18 protein-coding genes are annotated in these 17,590 nt (G+C 65.6%); 8 read left to right on the top strand and 10 right to left on the bottom strand.

Annotated features, from left to right (window positions below):
• Window positions 1-80 precede the first annotated feature (80 nt).
• The gene (gene recQ, locus NTCA1_RS04495; protein WP_086492356.1) at window positions 81-1,874 is read left to right on the top strand and encodes a DNA helicase RecQ; all 1,794 of its coding nucleotides are present in this window, start codon (window positions 81-83) and stop codon (window positions 1,872-1,874) included.
• A gap of 187 nt (window positions 1,875-2,061) precedes the next feature.
• Window positions 2,062-2,526: a YaiI/YqxD family protein gene (locus NTCA1_RS04490; protein WP_159828751.1), complete on the top strand. Its 465-nt coding sequence runs from the start codon at window positions 2,062-2,064 to the stop codon at window positions 2,524-2,526.
• A gap of 124 nt (window positions 2,527-2,650) precedes the next feature.
• Here NTCA1_RS04490 and NTCA1_RS04485 read toward each other — a convergent pair whose 3' ends face one another.
• The 3 genes from NTCA1_RS04485 to NTCA1_RS04475 all read right to left on the bottom strand — a co-directional run bounded on the left by NTCA1_RS04485 (window position 2,651) and on the right by NTCA1_RS04475 (window position 4,853).
• Window positions 2,651-2,950 (bottom strand): hypothetical protein, encoded by a 300-nt coding sequence (locus tag NTCA1_RS04485; protein ID WP_159828749.1) that lies wholly within the window; start codon window positions 2,948-2,950, stop codon window positions 2,651-2,653.
• A 9-nt stretch (window positions 2,951-2,959) separates the two neighbouring features.
• Window positions 2,960-3,241: a hypothetical protein gene (locus tag NTCA1_RS04480; RefSeq protein WP_086492359.1), complete on the bottom strand. Its 282-nt coding sequence runs from the start codon at window positions 3,239-3,241 to the stop codon at window positions 2,960-2,962.
• A 121-nt stretch (window positions 3,242-3,362) separates the two neighbouring features.
• Window positions 3,363-4,853: a L,D-transpeptidase family protein gene (locus NTCA1_RS04475; RefSeq protein WP_236549099.1), complete on the bottom strand. Its 1,491-nt coding sequence runs from the start codon at window positions 4,851-4,853 to the stop codon at window positions 3,363-3,365.
• Between the two features lie 194 nt (window positions 4,854-5,047).
• Here NTCA1_RS04475 and NTCA1_RS04470 point away from each other — a divergent pair, with 194 nt between their 5' ends.
• On the top strand, window positions 5,048-5,977 hold the full coding sequence (locus tag NTCA1_RS04470) for a DMT family transporter (RefSeq protein WP_306439273.1): 930 nt from the start codon (window positions 5,048-5,050) through the stop codon (window positions 5,975-5,977).
• Window positions 5,978-6,149: 172 nt separating this feature from the next.
• Complete coding sequence (acnA, locus tag NTCA1_RS04465) at window positions 6,150-8,822, top strand: aconitate hydratase AcnA (RefSeq protein ID WP_159828747.1); 2,673 nt, start codon at window positions 6,150-6,152, stop codon at window positions 8,820-8,822.
• Window positions 8,823-9,047: 225 nt separating this feature from the next.
• Here acnA and NTCA1_RS04460 read toward each other — a convergent pair whose 3' ends face one another.
• Both NTCA1_RS04460 and ruvB read right to left on the bottom strand, forming a co-directional pair.
• Entirely contained in the window at window positions 9,048-9,935 is an 888-nt protein-coding gene (locus NTCA1_RS04460) for a PEP-CTERM sorting domain-containing protein (protein WP_159828745.1), read from the bottom strand.
• Between the two features lie 223 nt (window positions 9,936-10,158).
• Complete coding sequence (gene ruvB, locus NTCA1_RS04455) at window positions 10,159-11,202, bottom strand: Holliday junction branch migration DNA helicase RuvB (protein WP_086492363.1); 1,044 nt, start codon at window positions 11,200-11,202, stop codon at window positions 10,159-10,161.
• Between the two features lie 95 nt (window positions 11,203-11,297).
• Here ruvB and NTCA1_RS04450 point away from each other — a divergent pair, with 95 nt between their 5' ends.
• A complete protein-coding gene (locus NTCA1_RS04450) occupies window positions 11,298-11,678 on the top strand; it encodes a GIY-YIG nuclease family protein (protein WP_201282412.1) in 381 nt (126 codons plus the stop codon).
• A 41-nt stretch (window positions 11,679-11,719) separates the two neighbouring features.
• Here the strand turns inward: NTCA1_RS04450 and ruvA are convergent, their stop codons facing one another.
• The 3 genes from ruvA to NTCA1_RS04435 form a co-directional block, all read right to left on the bottom strand.
• Window positions 11,720-12,328 carry a Holliday junction branch migration protein RuvA gene (ruvA, locus tag NTCA1_RS04445; protein ID WP_159828743.1) on the bottom strand — a complete coding sequence of 203 codons (609 nt, stop codon included), beginning with the start codon at window positions 12,326-12,328 and terminating at the stop codon, window positions 11,720-11,722.
• A gap of 83 nt (window positions 12,329-12,411) precedes the next feature.
• Window positions 12,412-12,888: a crossover junction endodeoxyribonuclease RuvC gene (gene ruvC / locus NTCA1_RS04440; protein ID WP_086492366.1), complete on the bottom strand. Its 477-nt coding sequence runs from the start codon at window positions 12,886-12,888 to the stop codon at window positions 12,412-12,414.
• A 9-nt stretch (window positions 12,889-12,897) separates the two neighbouring features.
• Window positions 12,898-13,662, bottom strand: a complete 765-nt coding sequence (locus NTCA1_RS04435; RefSeq protein ID WP_086492367.1) for a YebC/PmpR family DNA-binding transcriptional regulator — start codon at window positions 13,660-13,662, stop codon at window positions 12,898-12,900.
• A gap of 233 nt (window positions 13,663-13,895) precedes the next feature.
• Between NTCA1_RS04435 and NTCA1_RS04430 the strand changes: the two genes are divergently transcribed.
• On the top strand, window positions 13,896-14,633 hold the full coding sequence (locus NTCA1_RS04430; protein WP_159828740.1) for a type II CAAX prenyl endopeptidase Rce1 family protein: 738 nt from the start codon (window positions 13,896-13,898) through the stop codon (window positions 14,631-14,633).
• A 72-nt stretch (window positions 14,634-14,705) separates the two neighbouring features.
• On the opposite strand, the gene NTCA1_RS04425 is transcribed toward NTCA1_RS04430, so the two are convergent.
• Window positions 14,706-14,942, bottom strand: a complete 237-nt coding sequence (locus NTCA1_RS04425; RefSeq protein ID WP_086492369.1) for a DUF2312 domain-containing protein — start codon at window positions 14,940-14,942, stop codon at window positions 14,706-14,708.
• A 238-nt stretch (window positions 14,943-15,180) separates the two neighbouring features.
• On the opposite strand from NTCA1_RS04425, the gene sugE reads away from it, so the two are divergent.
• Complete coding sequence (gene sugE, locus NTCA1_RS04420) at window positions 15,181-15,498, top strand: quaternary ammonium compound efflux SMR transporter SugE (protein ID WP_159828737.1); 318 nt, start codon at window positions 15,181-15,183, stop codon at window positions 15,496-15,498.
• Window positions 15,499-15,694: 196 nt separating this feature from the next.
• Here sugE and NTCA1_RS04415 read toward each other — a convergent pair whose 3' ends face one another.
• A complete protein-coding gene (locus NTCA1_RS04415) occupies window positions 15,695-16,006 on the bottom strand; it encodes a DUF1244 domain-containing protein (RefSeq protein ID WP_159828734.1) in 312 nt (103 codons plus the stop codon).
• A gap of 79 nt (window positions 16,007-16,085) precedes the next feature.
• On the opposite strand from NTCA1_RS04415, the gene pyk reads away from it, so the two are divergent.
• Window positions 16,086-17,570, top strand: coding sequence for a pyruvate kinase (gene pyk / locus NTCA1_RS04410; protein WP_236549098.1), 1,485 nt, complete (start codon window positions 16,086-16,088; stop codon window positions 17,568-17,570).
• Window positions 17,571-17,590: the final 20 nt, after the last annotated feature.

Below are 17,590 nucleotides of genomic sequence, written 5' to 3'. Positions count from 1 at the left end.
CAAGCTATTGGCGCGGAAACGGAGGAAATCATCGGTTCAGCGGTTTTCAGACCTGTCCCCGTTCTGCCATAAGCGCGCTCGTGCTTTCCGCCGATCTCCTGCCTGATGCGCACGAAGCGCTCCACGCCACATTCGGGTTCAACGCCTTTCGCGGCGTGCAGGAGCAGGTCGTCATGCGGGCGCTCTCCGGCCGTTCGACGCTGGCCGTCATGCCCACCGGCGCCGGCAAGTCGCTGACCTATCAGCTTCCCGCCGTCATGCTGGAGGGGACTTGCGTCGTCGTTTCCCCGCTGATCGCGCTGATGCACGACCAATTGCGTTCGGCCACCGCCAACGGCATCCGCGCCGCCACACTGACCAGCGCCGATGCCGACCGCGGCCTGACCATGGACCGCTTCCGCGCGGGCGAGCTGGACTTGCTCTACATCGCCCCCGAACGCGCCAGCCAGCCCCATTTCCGCGAACTTCTGGAACAGTCCCGCGTCGCCCTCTTCGCCATCGACGAGGCGCACTGCGTTTCCGAATGGGGCCACGATTTCCGGCCCGACTACCGGCTGCTGAAGCCGCTGCTCGATGCCTTTCCCGAAGTGCCCCGCCTGGCGCTGACCGCCACGGCGGACCATCACACCCGCACGGATATCCTGGCCCAGCTCGGCATTGCCGAGGAAGGGCTGATCGTTGCCGGGTTCGACCGCCCGAACATCCGCTATGCCATCCGCCCACGCGACAATGCCATGCGGCAGTTGAAGGCGGTGATGGACGAGAATCCGGGCCCCGGCATCGTCTACGCCCCCACCCGCGCCCGCGTCGAGCAGCTGGCCGAAACGCTCGCCTCCGCCACCGGCCGCCGCGTATTGCCCTATCACGCCGGGCTCGATCCCGAAGTGCGCGCCCGCAACCAGGCCGCCTTCGTGGCCTCGGAAGACATGGTCATGGTGGCCACGGTCGCTTTCGGCATGGGGATCGACAAGCCGGACGTGCGCTTCGTCGCCCATGCCGGGATCCCCAAGTCGATCGAGGCCTATTACCAGGAAACCGGCCGCGCCGGGCGCGACGGCGACCCTTCGGTCGCGGTGATGTTCTGGGGCGCCGACGATTTCGCCCGCGCCCGCCAGCGCCTGTCCGAAATCGAACCGCACCGGCTGCAGAGCGAACGCCAGCGCCTCGATTCGCTGGCCGGTCTGGTCGAAACCGCCGAATGCCGCCGCGCCGTCCTGCTGCGCCACTTCGGCGAAACGCCCGCGCAGACTTGCGGCAATTGCGACAACTGCCTCGAACCGGCAGGGGTGATCGACGTCACCGAACTCGCCCGCAAGCTGCTCTCGGCAGTCTATCGCACCGGCCAGAGCTACGGCCTCGGCCATCTCGAAAAGGTCCTGACCGGCGCCAGCGACGATCGCGTGCTCCAGCGCGGGCATGACCAGCTTTCGGTCTTCGGCATTCTCACCGCGGACGAGCAGCCGCTGCTGAAACCGCTTGCCCGCGCCTTGCAGGCACGCGGCAGCCTGCTACCGACCGAACACGGCGGCCTGTCGCTGGGCGGAGACGCGCGCGAGATCCTCAAGGGCGAGGCTTCGGTCATGATCGTCGTGCCACCCAAGCGCGAAAAGAAGCGCCGGGGCGGAAAGGGCGCGGCGGACGGCGGCGCCAACCCGGTCGGCGATCCGCTGTTCGAGGCGCTGCGCGCGCTGCGCCGCGACCTGGCGCAAGAGGCGGGGGTCCCGCCTTATGTGGTGTTCCACGACGCCACCTTGCGCGAAATGGCCGCTGCCCGTCCCGCTTCGCTGGCGGAACTCGGCGAGATCGGCGGCGTCGGCACCCGCAAGCTGGAAGCCTATGGCGAGGCGTTTCTAGGCGTGCTGCGGCAATTTTGATATTCCGTCGTCCCGGACTTGATCCGGGACCGCTGGCCGAGCCTCGCCCAACTCGCGGCAGGGCAATCCGTTTGCCCAGAGGCGGCTCGTCGCAAGCCTGCGCCTAAAGATTTGGCAGCGGTCCCGGATCAAGTCCGGGACGACGATATTTTCAAGCCATCCTGCTGCGAAGGCGCTAAGAGGCCGCATGATCCGCATTCTGATCGATGCCGACGCCTGCCCGGTCAAGGACGAAACCTACAAGGTCGCCGCGCGCTACAAGGTGCCGGTGGTGGTCGTCAGCAACAGCCCGATCCGGGTGCCACAATCGCCGCTGATCGCGCGCAAGCTAGTGAGCGACGCCTTCGACGCCGCCGACGACTGGATCGCCGAGAATACCGCGCCCGGCACCGTGGTGATCACGGCCGACATCCTGCTGGCCGACCGCTGCCTCAAGCTCGGCGCCGAAGTCGTCGCGCCGAACGGCAAGCCCTTCACCGCGGCCTCGATCGGCGGCGCCATCGCCACGCGGGCGATCATGGCAGACCTCAGGGCCGGCGGCGATGTCATCGGCGGGCCGCCGCCGTTCAGCAAGACCGATCGCTCGCGCTTTCTCTCCAGCCTCGATGAAGTGCTGGTGCGATTGCGGCGCCGGTTCCAGACAGGTTCCTGACTTCATCGGAAACGCCGCGGCCGCCACTTCCCCTCATCCTGAGCTTGTCGAAGATAGGAGATCTGGCGCTAGTTCGCGGAGGGCTTCGACAAGCTCAGCCTGAGCGGGGATGGGATGCCGCGCCCTACCCCAAGCGATAGGGCGTGGGATCGCCGCGCTCGCGGATCAGCATCTGCCGTGCATCCCCGCGCAGGCGCAAGCAAACCGCCTCGCGCGTTTCCTCGCCCAGCATTTCGGGAAAGGCGGATAGCGCCGCCTCGAAACCGTGCTCCACCAGCGCGCCGAGCACACCGGCTTCATCGACCTCGAAAGCCTGCGCCATCAGTTTGAGGGTGCGGACGGTTTCGCGGAATTCGAAATCGGTGAGCCGCCCCGATTCGAACTCCTCCTTGCGCAGCAGCGCCCGTCGCAGATCCCAGACCATTCGATCGGCCTAGCCCTCGCCGCGCTCGAAGGAAACGGGAACGGCCAGTCGGAAAGGCAGATCAGGGGAAGCTATGCGCGATTCCGTGCCGTTGTCATGGATCAGGACGGCACGCCCGACGCCCGGCGTCGCCACGACGGCGACAACGCTTTCCACCCAGTCATGCAGCAGAGCCTTGGCGCGGGCCAGTTCGGCTTCGGCGCGCGTGGTGGTGCCGGAGGCTTCGAGTTCGGCTTCGAGTTCGACGATCCGCGCGGTCGCCGCGCCGACACGGTCGGTGTTCTCGCTCATGATCAGGTTTCCTCGATGGCCACAGCCCCTAGGTGGCCACCCCCGCTTCATGAGGCAAGGCCCCGGCAATCGCTCTCGCGTTAACCGGGGCCTTGGAAGTCGATCAGTCCTAGGGCGAGACCTAGAGCGGGTTATCCAGCTTGATGATCTCTTCCTCGCTGGCGCGCTGGGTGGTCTTGAGCTGGCGGGGTGCCGCGAAGCTGTCGAGCACCGGCTTGTCGCGTTCGTAGAGGTCGTTGAACGGCTTGAGCTGGCCGTCGATCGAGCGGGCATAAGTGAAATAGGTGAGGTAGACCGGGAAAGTCCGCGTCATCTCGACCTTGGTGTACTTGCCCGAGCGTGAGATGTCGGCGGCGTCGGTGGCCGTCTTCTGCGCGCCCAGGATCGCCATCGTCATGCCCAGTTCCACCGCGCGCTCGGTGCGGATGCAGCCGTGGCTGAAGGCGCGGACTTCGGAGTTGAAGTACTGCTTGGAGGGCGTGTCGTGCAGGTAGATCGCGTGCGGGTTGGGCATGTCGATCTTCATCAGGCCCAGCGAATTGTTCGCCCCCGGCTGCTGGACCACAGTGATCGAACCATCGCCGTTCTTGGTGGCCTTGTAGCCCGCCGAGCGTGCCCAGCCCGGATTGTTCAGGACCTTGGCACCAAGACCTTCGCCCTTCACGATCGACTGCGGCACAGTCCAGGTGGGATTGAACACGACCGCGCTGACCGTTTCGGCCAGTTGCGGCGTCGCCGTGCGGCCCGGCTTGCCGACCACGGTCTTGTAGCTGCGGATGATCTTGTTCCTGACCACCAGCCGGAGCTGGAATTCCGGGATATTGGTCATGAGGTAGACATCGCCCAGATCACGGGCCAGCCAGCGCCAGCGGTCCATATTGGCCTGGATCAGCGCGCGGCGCGCCTTGTTGGCCATCGGCGTGGCATTGAGATCGGCCTTGAGCGCGGCATAGTCCGGGTTGGTGGGGGCCAGCTTGGCGACCACGCCGCCCACGTCATGCTCCGACAGGGCCTGGGCCATGATCTGCGCGGTGGGCATCACGTCCTGGTCGGGATCGACCGCGAACCACTGCACGCGCGCCTTCATCGGGGTGCGGCCGTCGCGCAGATCCTCGATCAGCCAGCCGAACACGCGGCTGGCCAATGCGTCAAGCTCGTCGCCCTCGCCCTTGGCGATCGCCGTGCGCAGGGCCGCAGGCTGGTAGTCGCCCGGAACAAGGCCTTCCTTGCCGATATATTCGACGGCGGCGAGCAGCGCCTTGGCGTCCGCCAGCGACCACGCCATCACAGGTTCGGCCAGGATCGCGTCCTGCACCACGGGCTGCGAGACCATGGGAATGGCCGTCGGGACCGCGACCGGCGGGACTACAGGCTGCACGGCAGTCTTTGCGGCGGATTTCGTCGCAGGCTTGGTGGTGGGTTGGCCGGTCGGCTGAGCTGTCGGGACGGACTGGGTCGTCGGCAGGATCGAGGTCGGCGTCGATACGGCCTTTTTCTTGCCAGTCTCGGCCTTTTTCGCTTCCGCCTGCCCGGTCGTCTTCTGGGCAAGCGCCGGCTGCGCCGCGAGACCCGTCGCCGCAATGACGGCCACTACGCTGCAACCGAACTTCATGAAACTCGCCATTGTGACCTGAACCTGCCCTTTTGCTGCAAACGGGATGCAAGGAGAAACGCAGCCGATGAAAATCGGCTGCCGATGATGCCCCGCTTTGCCCCCATATGGCGCCTGTATCAAGGATTTCGCCTGACCCTGCGATGAATTGCATGCACGGGCACTTGCACCCGCTGGCGGCGGGAGCGAGAGGCATGCTCATGGACAGCGCCGCCGCCTCTCAAGATCATCACCGCAGTTCGGCCCACAATTCGGCCCACAATTCGGCTATGCCGGTGCTCGCCGTCGTTGCCGGTATCGCCACGTTCAGTGCCATGGATGCGACGATCAAGGGTGCCTCGCTGGTCGTCGGCGTCTATACCGCCCTGCTCCTGCGCAATCTCTTCGGCACGCTCCTGACCTTGCCGCTCTGGCTTTTTGCCGGTCGCCCCCGTCCGTCGCGTGCCGCGCTCAAGGTCCATGCCCTGCGTGCGGCGATCACTTCGGCCATGGCGGCACTGTTTTTCTATGGCCTGGTACGAATTCCTATGGCCGAGGGAATCGCGATTTCCTTCATTTCACCCATCATCGCGCTTTATTTCGCCGCCCTGCTGCTGGGTGAAACGATCCGCCGCCGGGCTGTCGTCGCCTCGCTCCTGGGTATCCTGGGGGTGCTGGTGATCGGCGCCGGACGCTTCGGATCGGGCAGCTATTCCGGGCAGGCGGCGGAAGGCACGGCGGCCATCCTGCTCTCCGCCGTGTTCTATGCGGCCAACCTTGTCCTGCAACGCAAGCAGGCGCTGCTGGCCCGGCCGGTCGAGATCGCCCAGTTCCAGAACTTGTTCCTGACGTTGATTTTCCTGGCATTTTCGCCGTGGCTGGCGGTCATGCCGGACCGGCACAGCCTGCTGCTGATCCTGGCCGGGGCGGCGCTGGCCACCAGCGCCCTGCTGTTTCTCTCCTGGGGCTATGCCCGCGCCGAGACCCAGGTGCTGCTGCCGATCGAATATACCGGCTTTCTCTGGGCGGCCTTGCTCGGCTGGCTGATGTTCGGAGAGCGCCTCGATATCCCGACTGTTGCCGGTACGATACTGATCGTTATCGGCTGCTGGACAGGTGCAAGAAACGCAAATGTCGAGTCCTAGTCACCACGCCGCGCCCCCTTGACCTTATGGCCGCGAGCGCGCATCGGCGGGGCCGAAGAATCCGCTTGTCGCGATGCAGCACGGCGATCATTTCCGTAACCTGGGCTAGTGGGTTTCGGGATAGCCGCGCTTCTTCCGTGGCACGCTCCATACAGAAGGGGATAATACCCAAATGACCCAGGTCGGACAGGATACGCTCGGCACCCGCAGCACCATGACAGTCGGCGGCAAGCAGATCGCCTACTACTCCCTCAAGAAGGCCGCCGAAAAGATCGGCGACGTTTCGCGCCTTCCCTTCTCGATGAAGGTCCTTCTCGAGAACCTGCTTCGCTTCGAGGACGGCGGCTTCACCGTCTCGACCAAGGACATCCAGGCGATCTCCGACTGGCAGAAGAACCCGACCACGGGTGAAGAGATCCAGTACCGCCCGGCCCGCGTCCTTCTCCAGGACTTCACCGGCGTTCCCTGCGTGGTCGACCTGGCCGCCATGCGCGACGCCATCGCCACCCTGGGCGGCGACACCAGCAAGATCAACCCGCTGGTCCCCGTGAACCTCGTCATCGACCACTCGGTCATGGTTGACGAGTTCGGCCACCCCAAGGCCTTCGAAGAGAACATGGAGATCGAGTACGAGCGCAACATGGAGCGCTACGACTTCCTCAAGTGGGGTTCCAAGTCGCTCGCGAACTTCTACGCCGTTCCCCCGGGCACCGGCATCTGCCACCAGGTCAATCTGGAAAACATCGCCAAGACCGTGTGGTCGAGCGAAGACCAGAACGGTGAACTGGTCGCCTATCCCGACACTTGCGTCGGCACCGACAGCCACACCACCATGGTCAACGGCCTGGGCGTGCTGGGCTGGGGCGTCGGCGGCATTGAAGCGGAAGCCGCGATGCTCGGCCAGCCGGTCTCGATGCTCATCCCCGAAGTCGTCGGCTTCAAGCTGACCGGCGAGCTTCAGGAAGGCGTCACCGCCACCGACCTCGTGCTCACCTGCACCGCGATGCTGCGCAAGCACGGCGTGGTCGGCCGCTTCGTCGAATACTTCGGCCCCGGCCTCGCCTCGCTGAGCCTTGCCGACCGCGCGACGCTGGCCAACATGGCCCCGGAATACGGCGCCACCTGCGGCTTCTTCGGTATCGACGACAAGACCCTCGACTACCTGCGCCTCACCGGCCGCGAGGAAGAGCAGATCGCCCTCGTCGAAGCCTATGCCAAGGAGCAGGGCTTCTGGATCGACCCGGCCGCCGCCGACCCGGTCTTCTCCTCGACCCTCGAACTCGACATGTCGACCGTCGTGCCCTCGCTGGCCGGCCCGAAGCGTCCGCAGGACTGGGTTTCGCTGCCCGACGTGGACGACGTGTTCAACAAGGACATGGCCGAAACCTACAAGAAGACCGCCGCCCGCGTTCCCGTGGAAGGCAAGGACTTCGACATCGGTGACGGCGACGTCATGATCGCCGCCATCACCAGCTGCACCAACACCTCGAACCCGGGCGTGCTGGTTGCCGCCGGTCTCGTCGCCAAGAAGGCCGACGAACTGGGCTTGAAGCCCAAGCCCTGGGTCAAGACCTCGCTGGCGCCGGGTTCGCAGGTCGTCACCGACTACCTCGAAAAGGCCGGTCTCCAGTCGCACCTCGACAACATCGGCTTCAACCTGGTCGGCTACGGCTGCACCACCTGCATCGGCAACTCGGGCCCGCTCGCGGAACCGATCTCGAAGGCGATCAACGAGAATGGCCTGGTCGCCAGCGCCGTGATCTCGGGCAACCGCAACTTCGAAGGCCGCGTCTCGCCCGACGTGCGCGCCAACTTCCTGGCCTCGCCGCCGCTGGTCGTCGCCTACGCTCTGAAGGGCACCGTGGTGGAAGACTTCACCACCACCCCGATCGGCGTGAGCAAGGACGGCAACGACGTGTTCCTCAAGGACATCTGGCCGACCAACCTCGAAGTCAGCTCGACCATGAACGCCTGCGTCGACCGCGGCATGTTCCAGGCCCGCTACGCAGACGTCTATAAGGGCGACAAGCACTGGCAGGCGATCAACGTCGTCGGTTCGGAAACCTACTCGTGGCGCGCCGGTTCGACTTACGTCGCCAACCCGCCGTACTTCGAGGGCATGGAAATGACCCCGGCGCCGGTGGGCGACATCATCGAGGCGAAGCCCCTGCTGATTCTCGGCGATTCGATCACCACCGACCACATCTCCCCGGCCGGCTCGATCAAGGCCGACAGCCCGGCGGGCAAGTGGCTGATGGAGCACCAGGTCGCCAAGGCGGACTTCAACTCCTACGGTTCGCGCCGTGGCCACCACGAAGTCATGATGCGCGGCACCTTCGCCAACATCCGCATCCGTAACGAGATGGTTGCCGGCATCGAAGGCGGCATGAGCCGCTTCGGCGAAGAGGTCCTCCCGGTTTACGACGTGGCCGAGAAGTACAAGGCACAGGGCACCCCGATGGTGGTCGTGGCCGGCAAGGAATACGGCACCGGCTCGTCGCGCGACTGGGCGGCCAAGGGCACCAACCTGCTCGGCGTCCGCGCCGTGATCGTCGAGAGCTTCGAGCGTATCCACCGCTCGAACCTCGTCGGCATGGGCGTGCTGCCGCTGCAGTTCAAGGATGGCGACACCCGCCAGACCCTGGGCCTGACCGGGGACGACGCCTTCACCATCAAGGGCGTCGCCGGCCTCAAGCCGCGCCAGGACGTGGAAGTGGAAGTGACCCGTCCCGACGGTTCGACCTTCACCTTCACCGCGCTGTGCCGCATCGATACCGCCAACGAAGTGGAATACTTCAACAACGGCGGCATCCTGCAGTACGTGCTGCGCAAGCTGGCCGCCTGAACAGCCGCCAGCCGCAAAGGCTAAAGAAAACCCCGTCCCGCGTTCGCGCGGGGCGGGGTTTTTCTTTGCGCGGTGGCTAGTGGACGAGAGGGAACCTGACGCCGCATCATGCTCCCCTCGTCATCCCAGGGCATGGACCGAACACGAAAAAGGGGTGAGCGCCCCCCGGTGCTCACCCCTTTCTCCAGCCCGGCCGCCATGCGCGGCCCTGGCCGGCTGCCCCCCTCAGGCGGACTTCTTGCGTGCCAGGCGCTGGCGGCCGATCACCGCCGCAGCCGCAGCGCCGAACAGGATCAGCATCGGCGGTGCGGGAACATCGGTCGGTGGCGGAGGCGGCGGAGGGGGCGGCGGATTGTCGCCGCCCGAGGACGTCGAGGTCGATGAGGAACTCGAGGTCGAGGAAGAACTCGAAGAAGACGTGCTCGACGAAGTCGAGGACGACGTGGAAGAGGACGTCGAGGAACTGGTGCTCGTCGAAACGTCGCCCGAGCTGGACGAGGTCGTGGTGGACGTGATCCCCCCGGTGCTCGTGGTACTGGTGACGCCGCCCGTGGAACTGGACGTCGAAGTCGAGCCCCCGGTCGTCGTCGTGGTCAGGCCGCCCGTCGAACTGGAGGTGGAGGTCGAACCGCCGGTGGTCGTCAACCCGCCGGTCGAGGAGGAACTCGACGTGGAGCCGCCGCTGGAGGTCGAGGAAATGATCACGTTGCCGCCGCCCGAACCGCCGCCGCCGAAGAATCCTCCGAAGAAGCCGCCGCCAAAGCCGCCGAAACCACCACCGCCGCCGCCGATCACCGCAGGCGCACCGCCGCCACCGCCCGCATAGACCGGCGCCGGTGCAGGCGGCACATAGGCCGGGGGCAGCGGGACATAGGCGGTCTGCGGCATGTCGGGACGCTCGATGATGCGGCGCGCGCGCTTCACTTCGCGCGGCGGGTCCTTCTTGATCAGCCGCTTGGCCGGACGCACCGGCTTGGCGGTCTTGGCCATCTTGACCTTGCGATATTCGACCGTCTTGCTCTGCGTTTCGGCCACATGCACCGCGCCGCCGCCAATGATAGCGCAGCCCGCCGCACAGGCAGACAGTTTAGCGAGGGCCATCCGAACCGACATGATCGTCTCTCTCTTCGTTCTGCTCGGCCCCACCGACAAGGATCGGGACCGGCCTGAACTGACAAACGCAGAGAGCGGCTAACGGTACAATGGGATTTACCGAGATTCGACAAGGGCGATGCAGAAAATGCGTTAGTTTTCGCAGGTAACTGGCAAGCTGTACCGAAGCGGGACTATCGCCCCATCCATCTGTAAACGCGCCCGACAGTTTATTGCGCGAAAATCACGCGCCGTCCGTCCCGCCCGAATCGAAGAGACCGCCCTGCGGCCCGCCATTGGGCGGCGTCATGCCGAGGTGCTGCCAGCCGTGATCGTTGAGACAGCGCCCCCGCGCCGTGCGGGCGATCAGGCCGAGCTGGATCAGATAGGGCTCGATCACTTCCTCGATGGTGTCGCGCGGTTCGGACAGGCCCGCCGCCAGCGTCTCGACGCCCACAGGGCCGCCCTTGTAGATCCCGGCGATCATCCTGAGATAGCGCCGATCCTGCGCATCAAGGCCGATGGAATCGACTTCCAGCCGCGTCAGCGCATCGTCGGCGATCTCGCGGCTGATCACGTCCGACCCGGCGACATGGGCAAAGTCGCGCACGCGGCGCATCAGCCGCCCTGCCACGCGCGGCGTACCGCGCGAACGGCGGGCGATCTCGGTCGCCCCGCCCTTGTCCATGCCGATGCCGAGCAGCCCGGCGCCGCGCGTGACAACCTTTTCCAGTTCCTCCACCGTGTAGAACTGCAGCCGCACCGGAATGCCGAAACGGTCGCGCAGCGGGGTCTGGAGCAGCCCCTGCCGGGTCGTTGCGCCGACCAGCGTGAAGGGCGGCAGGTCGATCCGCACCGAACGCGCCGAGGGCCCCTCGCCGATGATGAGGTCCAGCGCGCGGTCCTCCATCGCCGGGTAGAGCACTTCCTCGACCACCGGATTGAGGCGGTGAATCTCGTCGATGAACAGGACGTCGCCATGTTCGAGATTGGTCAGCAGCGCGGCCAGATCGCCCGCCTTGGCGATCACCGGCCCGCTGGTTGCGCGGAACCCCACACCCAGCTCGCGGGCGACGATCTGCGCCAGCGTCGTCTTGCCGAGGCCGGGAGGACCGAAGAACAGCGTATGATCCATCGCCTCGCGCCGCGACTTGGCGCTTTCGATGAACACCCGAAGATTGTCCTTCGCCGCCGCCTGTCCGACGAATTCGGCCAGCGTCTTCGGCCGAAGCGCCGCGTCGGCGTCTTCCGGCTGGCGGGTGGAGGTGAGGATGGGGTTATCGGTCATCGGATCGGCATGTGACGGGAAATGGACCCTGAAACAAGTTCAGGGTGACGATAGTATCTGGCGGACATGGTGGGTGAAATCTTGGCAATCCGGTCATGCTGAACTTGTTTCAGCATCCATCGGGCCGCACACCCTGGCCCATGCGGGAAGAACGCCAGCCTTGCGTCTACATCCTCGCGAGTGGGCACTACGGCACGCTCTACATTGGCGTCACATCGAATCTCATCCGCCGTCTGTGGCAGCACCGGAACGATGTTCTTACCGGCCTCACGGCACGATACGCCGTCCACCGCCTCGTTCATTTCGAGCTGTTCGGTGACATGGAACGCGCCATTGTGCGCGAGAAGCAGTTGAAACGCTGGCATCGCCGGTGGAAGATCAACCTTATCAATGCCGAAAACCCGGAGTGGCGGGACCTGGCGATGGCGTTGGGCTTGCCGTCGATGGTTCCGGGCAAACCGAGGGATGGATCCTGAAACGAGTTCAGGATGACGTGGTGTTTGGTGAAAGGGAGAGTTCACCCCGCCGCCCTCTTCAGCGCCACGCGGACTAGATCGTTCAGCCCTGCATCCTCGCCCAGTTCCTCCACGGCCTTGCCGACCGCCATGCTGGCGACCGCAGGCTTGAAACCGAGGTTCTGGAGCGCGGAGACGGCATCGGCGCTGGAAAATCCGGCAGGCGCCGCGACGGCGGCCATACCGGGCGCTCCGGGCGCGGTGGGCATGCCGCCTGCCTTGTCCTTGAGTTCGTTGACGATACGGCTGGCGAGTTTCGGCCCGACGCCGTTGGCGCGCGCGACCATGGCGCTATCGCCGCCCGCGCAGGCACGCTGCAATTCCTCGGTGGTCAGCGCCGAGAGGATCGCCAGCGCGACTTTCGAACCGACCCCCTGCACTGCCGTCAGCAGGCGGAACCAGTTGCGCTCCGCACCGCTGGTGAAGCCGATCAGGCGCTGGTCGGTCTCGGAAACCTGCATCTCGGTATGGACGACGACCTTGTCCCCCCGGATGCCGAGATGGTCGAGCGTGCGCGCCGAACAATGGACAAGATAACCGACGCCGTTCACGTCGATGATCGCCCAGTCGGGGCCGGTGTCGTCGAGCAGACCTGTAAGCTTGGCGATCATGGTTTGTTCCTATGGCAGGAACTATTGCACCGCGCCAGCCCTCTCAGGCCATCGCCTGTCGATCCTCGCAAACGCCCGCGAGATCAGCGGTGGCTGCCGAGCATATTGGCATGGGTAATGGCCACGGCCAGCGCGTCGGAGGCATCCTCGCCCGCCAGCTTCACGCCGGGCAGCAGGACTTTCAGCATGTGCTGGATCTGCTTCTTGTCGGCCCCGCCGGTGCCGACCAGCGCCTTCTTGATGACCTTGGTGGAATATTCGGCCACCGGCAGCCCGGCGCGCGCGATCGACAGCATGGCGACACCGCGCGCCTGACCCAGCTTGAGCGTCGACTGCGGGTTCACGTTGACGAAGACTTCCTCCACCGCGCCCGCATCGGGGCGATGGTGGAGGATCACGTCGGTCAGTGCCGCGTCCAGCTCGACCAGCCGTTCGGCCATCCCGGCCTTGGCGTCGGTGCGGATCTGTCCGTTGGCGACGTGGCTGAGGCGGCTGCCGCTCTTGGCAACGATTCCCCAGCCCGTGCAGGTCAGGCCCGGATCGAGCCCGATGATGATCATGGCTTCAGCTCAGCCGAGCTTTTCCATGACTTCGTCGGAGATCTCGTAGTTGCCCCAGACGGTCTGGACGTCGTCGTCGTCCTCGAGCGTGTCGACCAGCTTCATCAGCGTACCGGCGGTGTCGGCATCGACATCGACGCTGAGGTTGGGCTTCCACGCCAGCTTCACGCCCTCGGCTTCGCCCAGGACCTTTTCCAGCTCGCGGGCGACTTCGTGGAGCGAATCGACCGAGACCCAGATCTGGTGGCTGCCGGGGTTCTCGTCACCGTCGCCCATGTCGCTCTCGACGTCCTGCGCACCGGCTTCGATGGCGGCTTCGAGAACCTTGTCCTCGTCACCCGCGCTGCCGGGGTACTCGATCAGGCCGAGACGTTCGAAGCCGTGCGAAACCGCGCCGCTCGCGCCCAGGTTACCGCCGTTCTTGGAGAAAGCGGTACGCACGTTGGTGGCGGTGCGGTTGCGGTTGTCGGTCAGCGCCTCGACGATGAGGGCGACGCCGCCGGGGCCGTAGCCCTCGTAGCGCACTTCCTCGTAGTTCTCGGCATCGCCCTTGCTGGCCTTGTCGATGGCGCGCTGGATGTTGTCCTTGGGCATCGACTGCGCCTTGGCCGCGTTGACGGCGGCGCGCAGGCGCGGGTTCATGTCCGGGTCGGGCATGCCCATCTTGGCCGCGACGGTGATTTCGCGGCTGAGCTTGCTGAACTGCGCCGAGCGCTTCTTATCCTGCGCGCCCTTGCGGTGCATGATGTTCTTGAATTTGGAATGGCCTGCCATGGGTCCGCTCTTGCTTCGCTCGTCTGCCTGCCTGCGGAAGAGGTCCGCGAGGCCCGGAGATTGAGGTCCGGTGAATGATGTGCGCTAAATAATGCGGAGCGCGCCTTACAACAGGGCGGCACCCAAGGGCAACCGCCCGTTCCGTGCAGGCCGATGGACCGCAGCGTGCAGCAAATCCGCCCAGACGAGCGATCCCAACGATTTGAAAAGAAAAACCGGGTTAGATTGGGGTCATGGCTACCCGATCCGACCATGCCGCCCCTCCCGCCCTGCTGCGGGAACTGGCCCGGGAACTGCCCCGGGAACTGCTGCGCTTCCTGAAGCGGCCCGCGCTCCTCACGCCTATCGGCCTTGGTTCGCGCCGGGGCTGGTCGATGCTCGGCATGCTGGAGGTGCTTCATGTCGGCGGACTGATCCTGGTGCTGCTGCCGCTGATTTCGCTGTGGCAGCAGGCCATGCACCTGTCGCCGCCCAGCGCCTTCGACAAACTGCCGCCCGGCTGGCTGCTTCCCTTCACGGTACTGATCGCGCCGGTCGGAGAGGAACTTGTGTTCCGGGGATGGCAGACCGGGCGCCCGCGCGCGCTCTGGCTGCTGGGCTGCGCAGTTCTTTTCGCGGTGGCGGCGATCTTTGCGGCGGCCATGCCTCCGCTGGTCCTGGTCGCGCTACTGGCGGCGCTGGCCCTGGCCGCGATCGGCGGCTGGTTCGCCCTGCGCGAGCGCCGCTCGCCGCCGGGATGGTATGTGAGAGCCTATCCGGCGGTATTCTGGATCGCGGCGCTGGTCTTCGCAGGCGTTCACCTGACGAACTACCCGAGCGCGTCGATAGCCTCGCTGCCGCTGGTCCTGCCGCAGCTATGGGCAGCCCTGCTGCTGGGCTTCACGCGCCAACGCATCGGCCTGCCCGCCGCGATGCTCCAGCATGCCGGCGCCAATGCGGCGACCCTGCTGCTGGTGCAACTCGGCGGATAGGGAACCTGCCGGGTGTGAGCCCGGGCCGGTGCCGTTCTAAAATGCCCTTTCGGGCATTTTTCAAACGGACTCTCAGTCGATGCCGAGGGCGGTCTTGTAGGTGTCCAGCAGCATGTCCATTTCGCGGCGGTCATCCGGCTTCATCTTACGGATGCGCACGATCTGGCGCATGATCTTGACGTCGTAGCCCACTGCCTTGGCTTCGTTGTAGACGTCGCGGATGTCGTCCGAGATGCCCTTCTTTTCCTCTTCAAGGCGCTCGACGCGCTCGATCAGCAGGCGCAGGCGATCGTCGGTGGTTTCGGCCATCGGGTAATGCTCCGGGATAATATCGTGTGAATCGGTGTGGCGCGGGCTGATAGCGGCTGCAACGGATTCGGGCAAAGCGGGGGGCTGTGGAAATCCTGTGCGCAAACAGGGAATAAGTCACGAAGTTGCCTCCCGCACCCCCTTCCCCTAAGGGACCCCTGCAGCGACCACGTTCCTGCCTCCCTTGCGGAGCCTCAAGACCGGGACGGCCCGGCAACCCGTTGAAGAAGGTTGCGCCGTGCCCTGGATCGTTCTCGTCATTGCCGGACTGTTCGAAGTCGTCTGGGCTTCCGCCATGAAGCAGTCCCACGGCTTTACCCGGCTCTGGCCGAGCGTGATCACGATCCTGGCGATGCTTGCGAGCTTCGGCCTGCTCTCCTGGTCGATGCGCGTCCTGCCGCTGGGCACCGCCTACATGGTCTGGACCGGAATCGGCGCGCTGGGCGCCTTCATCTTCGGCATCGTGTTTCTGGGCGAAACCGCCAGCGCCATGCGCCTAGCCGCGGCAGGCCTGATCCTTGCCGGACTGGTGATCATGAAGCTGGCGAGTTCCTGAGAGTTCGTTCGGAAATTCGCTGAAAGCGAATTTGAGCGGCACCGGCCCACGCCCCCACCCTACCACCCGCAGGATACTACCGTTGGGTGGTAGGGTGGGGGCGTGGGCCGGTGCCGCTCTGAAAATGCCCGTACGGGCATTTTCCAAACAGACATTGAGCCACGAAAGCGAACGGCCCTGCGCGAAGCCTTCCGGCTCAGTGCCCGCCGCCGTTCTTCTTCAGGCTTTCTTCCATCCGCGCGAGCTGCTCCGGCGTCGCCTCGGTCTGATAGGCGTCCTTCCATTCGCCGAAAGGCATGCCGTGGATCACTTCGCGCGCCGCTGCCTTGTCGCCTTCGAAGCCGGCGTCGCGGATCCAGTCGGCCAGGCAGTTGCGGCAGAATCCGGCCAGGCCCATGAGGTCGACGTTCTGCGCATCGTGGCGGTTCTGCAGGTGACGCACCAGGCGGCGAAAGGCCGCTGCCGCCACGGCGTCATCCAGTTGATCGATCTGGTCGTTTCCGTTCATATTTCTGCCAATCGTCCTTGGTTTGTCATGCCGCCTTTGCCATATGTCGGCGAAATATCGAAAGAGAGGCAGACAGATTTTGGCAACCACCCCTCCGTTTCGCCGTTCGCCGCACCATCGCGGGATCAAGCGCCAGCGCAAGGTGAAGATCCTCGCCACGCTCGGCCCGGCCAGCCGCGACAAGGAGACGATCGCCAAGCTGCTGAAAGCCGGCGCCGACGCCTTCCGCGTCAACATGAGCCACGGCGATCACGATACCCACCGCGAAACCATCGCCAATATCCGCGCGGTCGAAAAGGACCTGATGCGGCCCGTGGCGATACTGTGCGATCTCCAGGGCCCCAAGCTGCGCGTCGGCACATTCGCGGAAGGCAAGGCCTTCATCCGCCACGGCGCCCACTTCACGCTCGACCGCGATCCCACCCCGGGTGACGAGAACCGCGTCTGCCTGCCGCATCCCGAACTCTTCGGCATTCTCGAAAAGGGCCAGCGCCTGCTGATCGACGACGGCAAGCTGCGCCTGGTGGTGATCAAGCCGGAAGCCGATTCGATCCTCTGCACCGCCGAAGTCGGCGGCTTCATCTCCGATCGCAAGGGCGTGAACGTGCCGGACGCCATCGTCCCGGTGCCCGCCCTCACCGACAAGGACCGCCGCGACCTCGCCTTCTCGGTGGATCAGGGCGCCGACTGGATCGGCCTTTCCTTCGTCCAGCGTCCCGAGGACGTGGCCGAGGCGCGCCGCCTGATCGGCGGGGCCTGCGCGTTGATGTCGAAGATCGAGAAGCCCGCCGCGGTCGATGCCATCGACGGGATCATCGAACTGTCCGACGGCATCATGGTCGCGCGCGGCGATCTCGGCGTGGAACTCCTGCCCGAGGAAGTGCCGCCGATCCAGAAGCACATCATCGCCAAGACGCGCGCCATCGGCAAGCCGGTGGTGGTGGCCACGCAGATGCTGGAATCGATGATCACCAGCCCCTCGCCCACCCGCGCCGAAGTCTCCGACGTCGCCAATGCGGTCTACGACGGCGCCGATGCCGTCATGCTCTCGGCCGAGACGGCAGCAGGCCAGTGGCCGGTGGAAGCGGTGACGATCATGGACCGCATTGCCGTGAAAGTGGAAACCGACTCCACCTACCGCGAACGGATCCACCTCACCCAGACCCCGCCCGACGCCACAACCGCCGACGCGCTTTCGGCGTCCTGCGCGACGATCGCCGATACCCTGCCGATCGAGGGCATCATCGTCTTCACCGGCTCGGGCGGCTCGGCCCGGCGCGTCGCCCGCGAACGCCCGGCCGCACCGATGCTGGTGCTCACGCCCTCGCAGAAGACCGCGCGCCGCCTCGCCCTGCTCTGGGGCGCACACAATGTCATCACCAAGGACATCGGCAGCTTCGAGGAGATGATCGCCAAGGGCAAGCGCATGGCCCTGCGCCACGGCTTCGGCGCCGCCGGCACCCGCCTAGTGGCATTGGCCGGCGTACCCTTCGGCGTGCCGGGTTCGACAAACCTGCTCCATGTGGTGACGCTGACCGGCAACGAGCTGGATACGCCGAACTGAGATAGGGGGCGCGGCCGAGT

The sequence above is a fragment of the Novosphingobium sp. TCA1 genome (genome assembly GCF_009811895.1).
Classification (GTDB): Bacteria; Pseudomonadota; Alphaproteobacteria; order Sphingomonadales; family Sphingomonadaceae; genus Novosphingobium; species Novosphingobium panipatense_A.
This window is presented reverse-complemented; position numbering and strand designations above follow the sequence as displayed.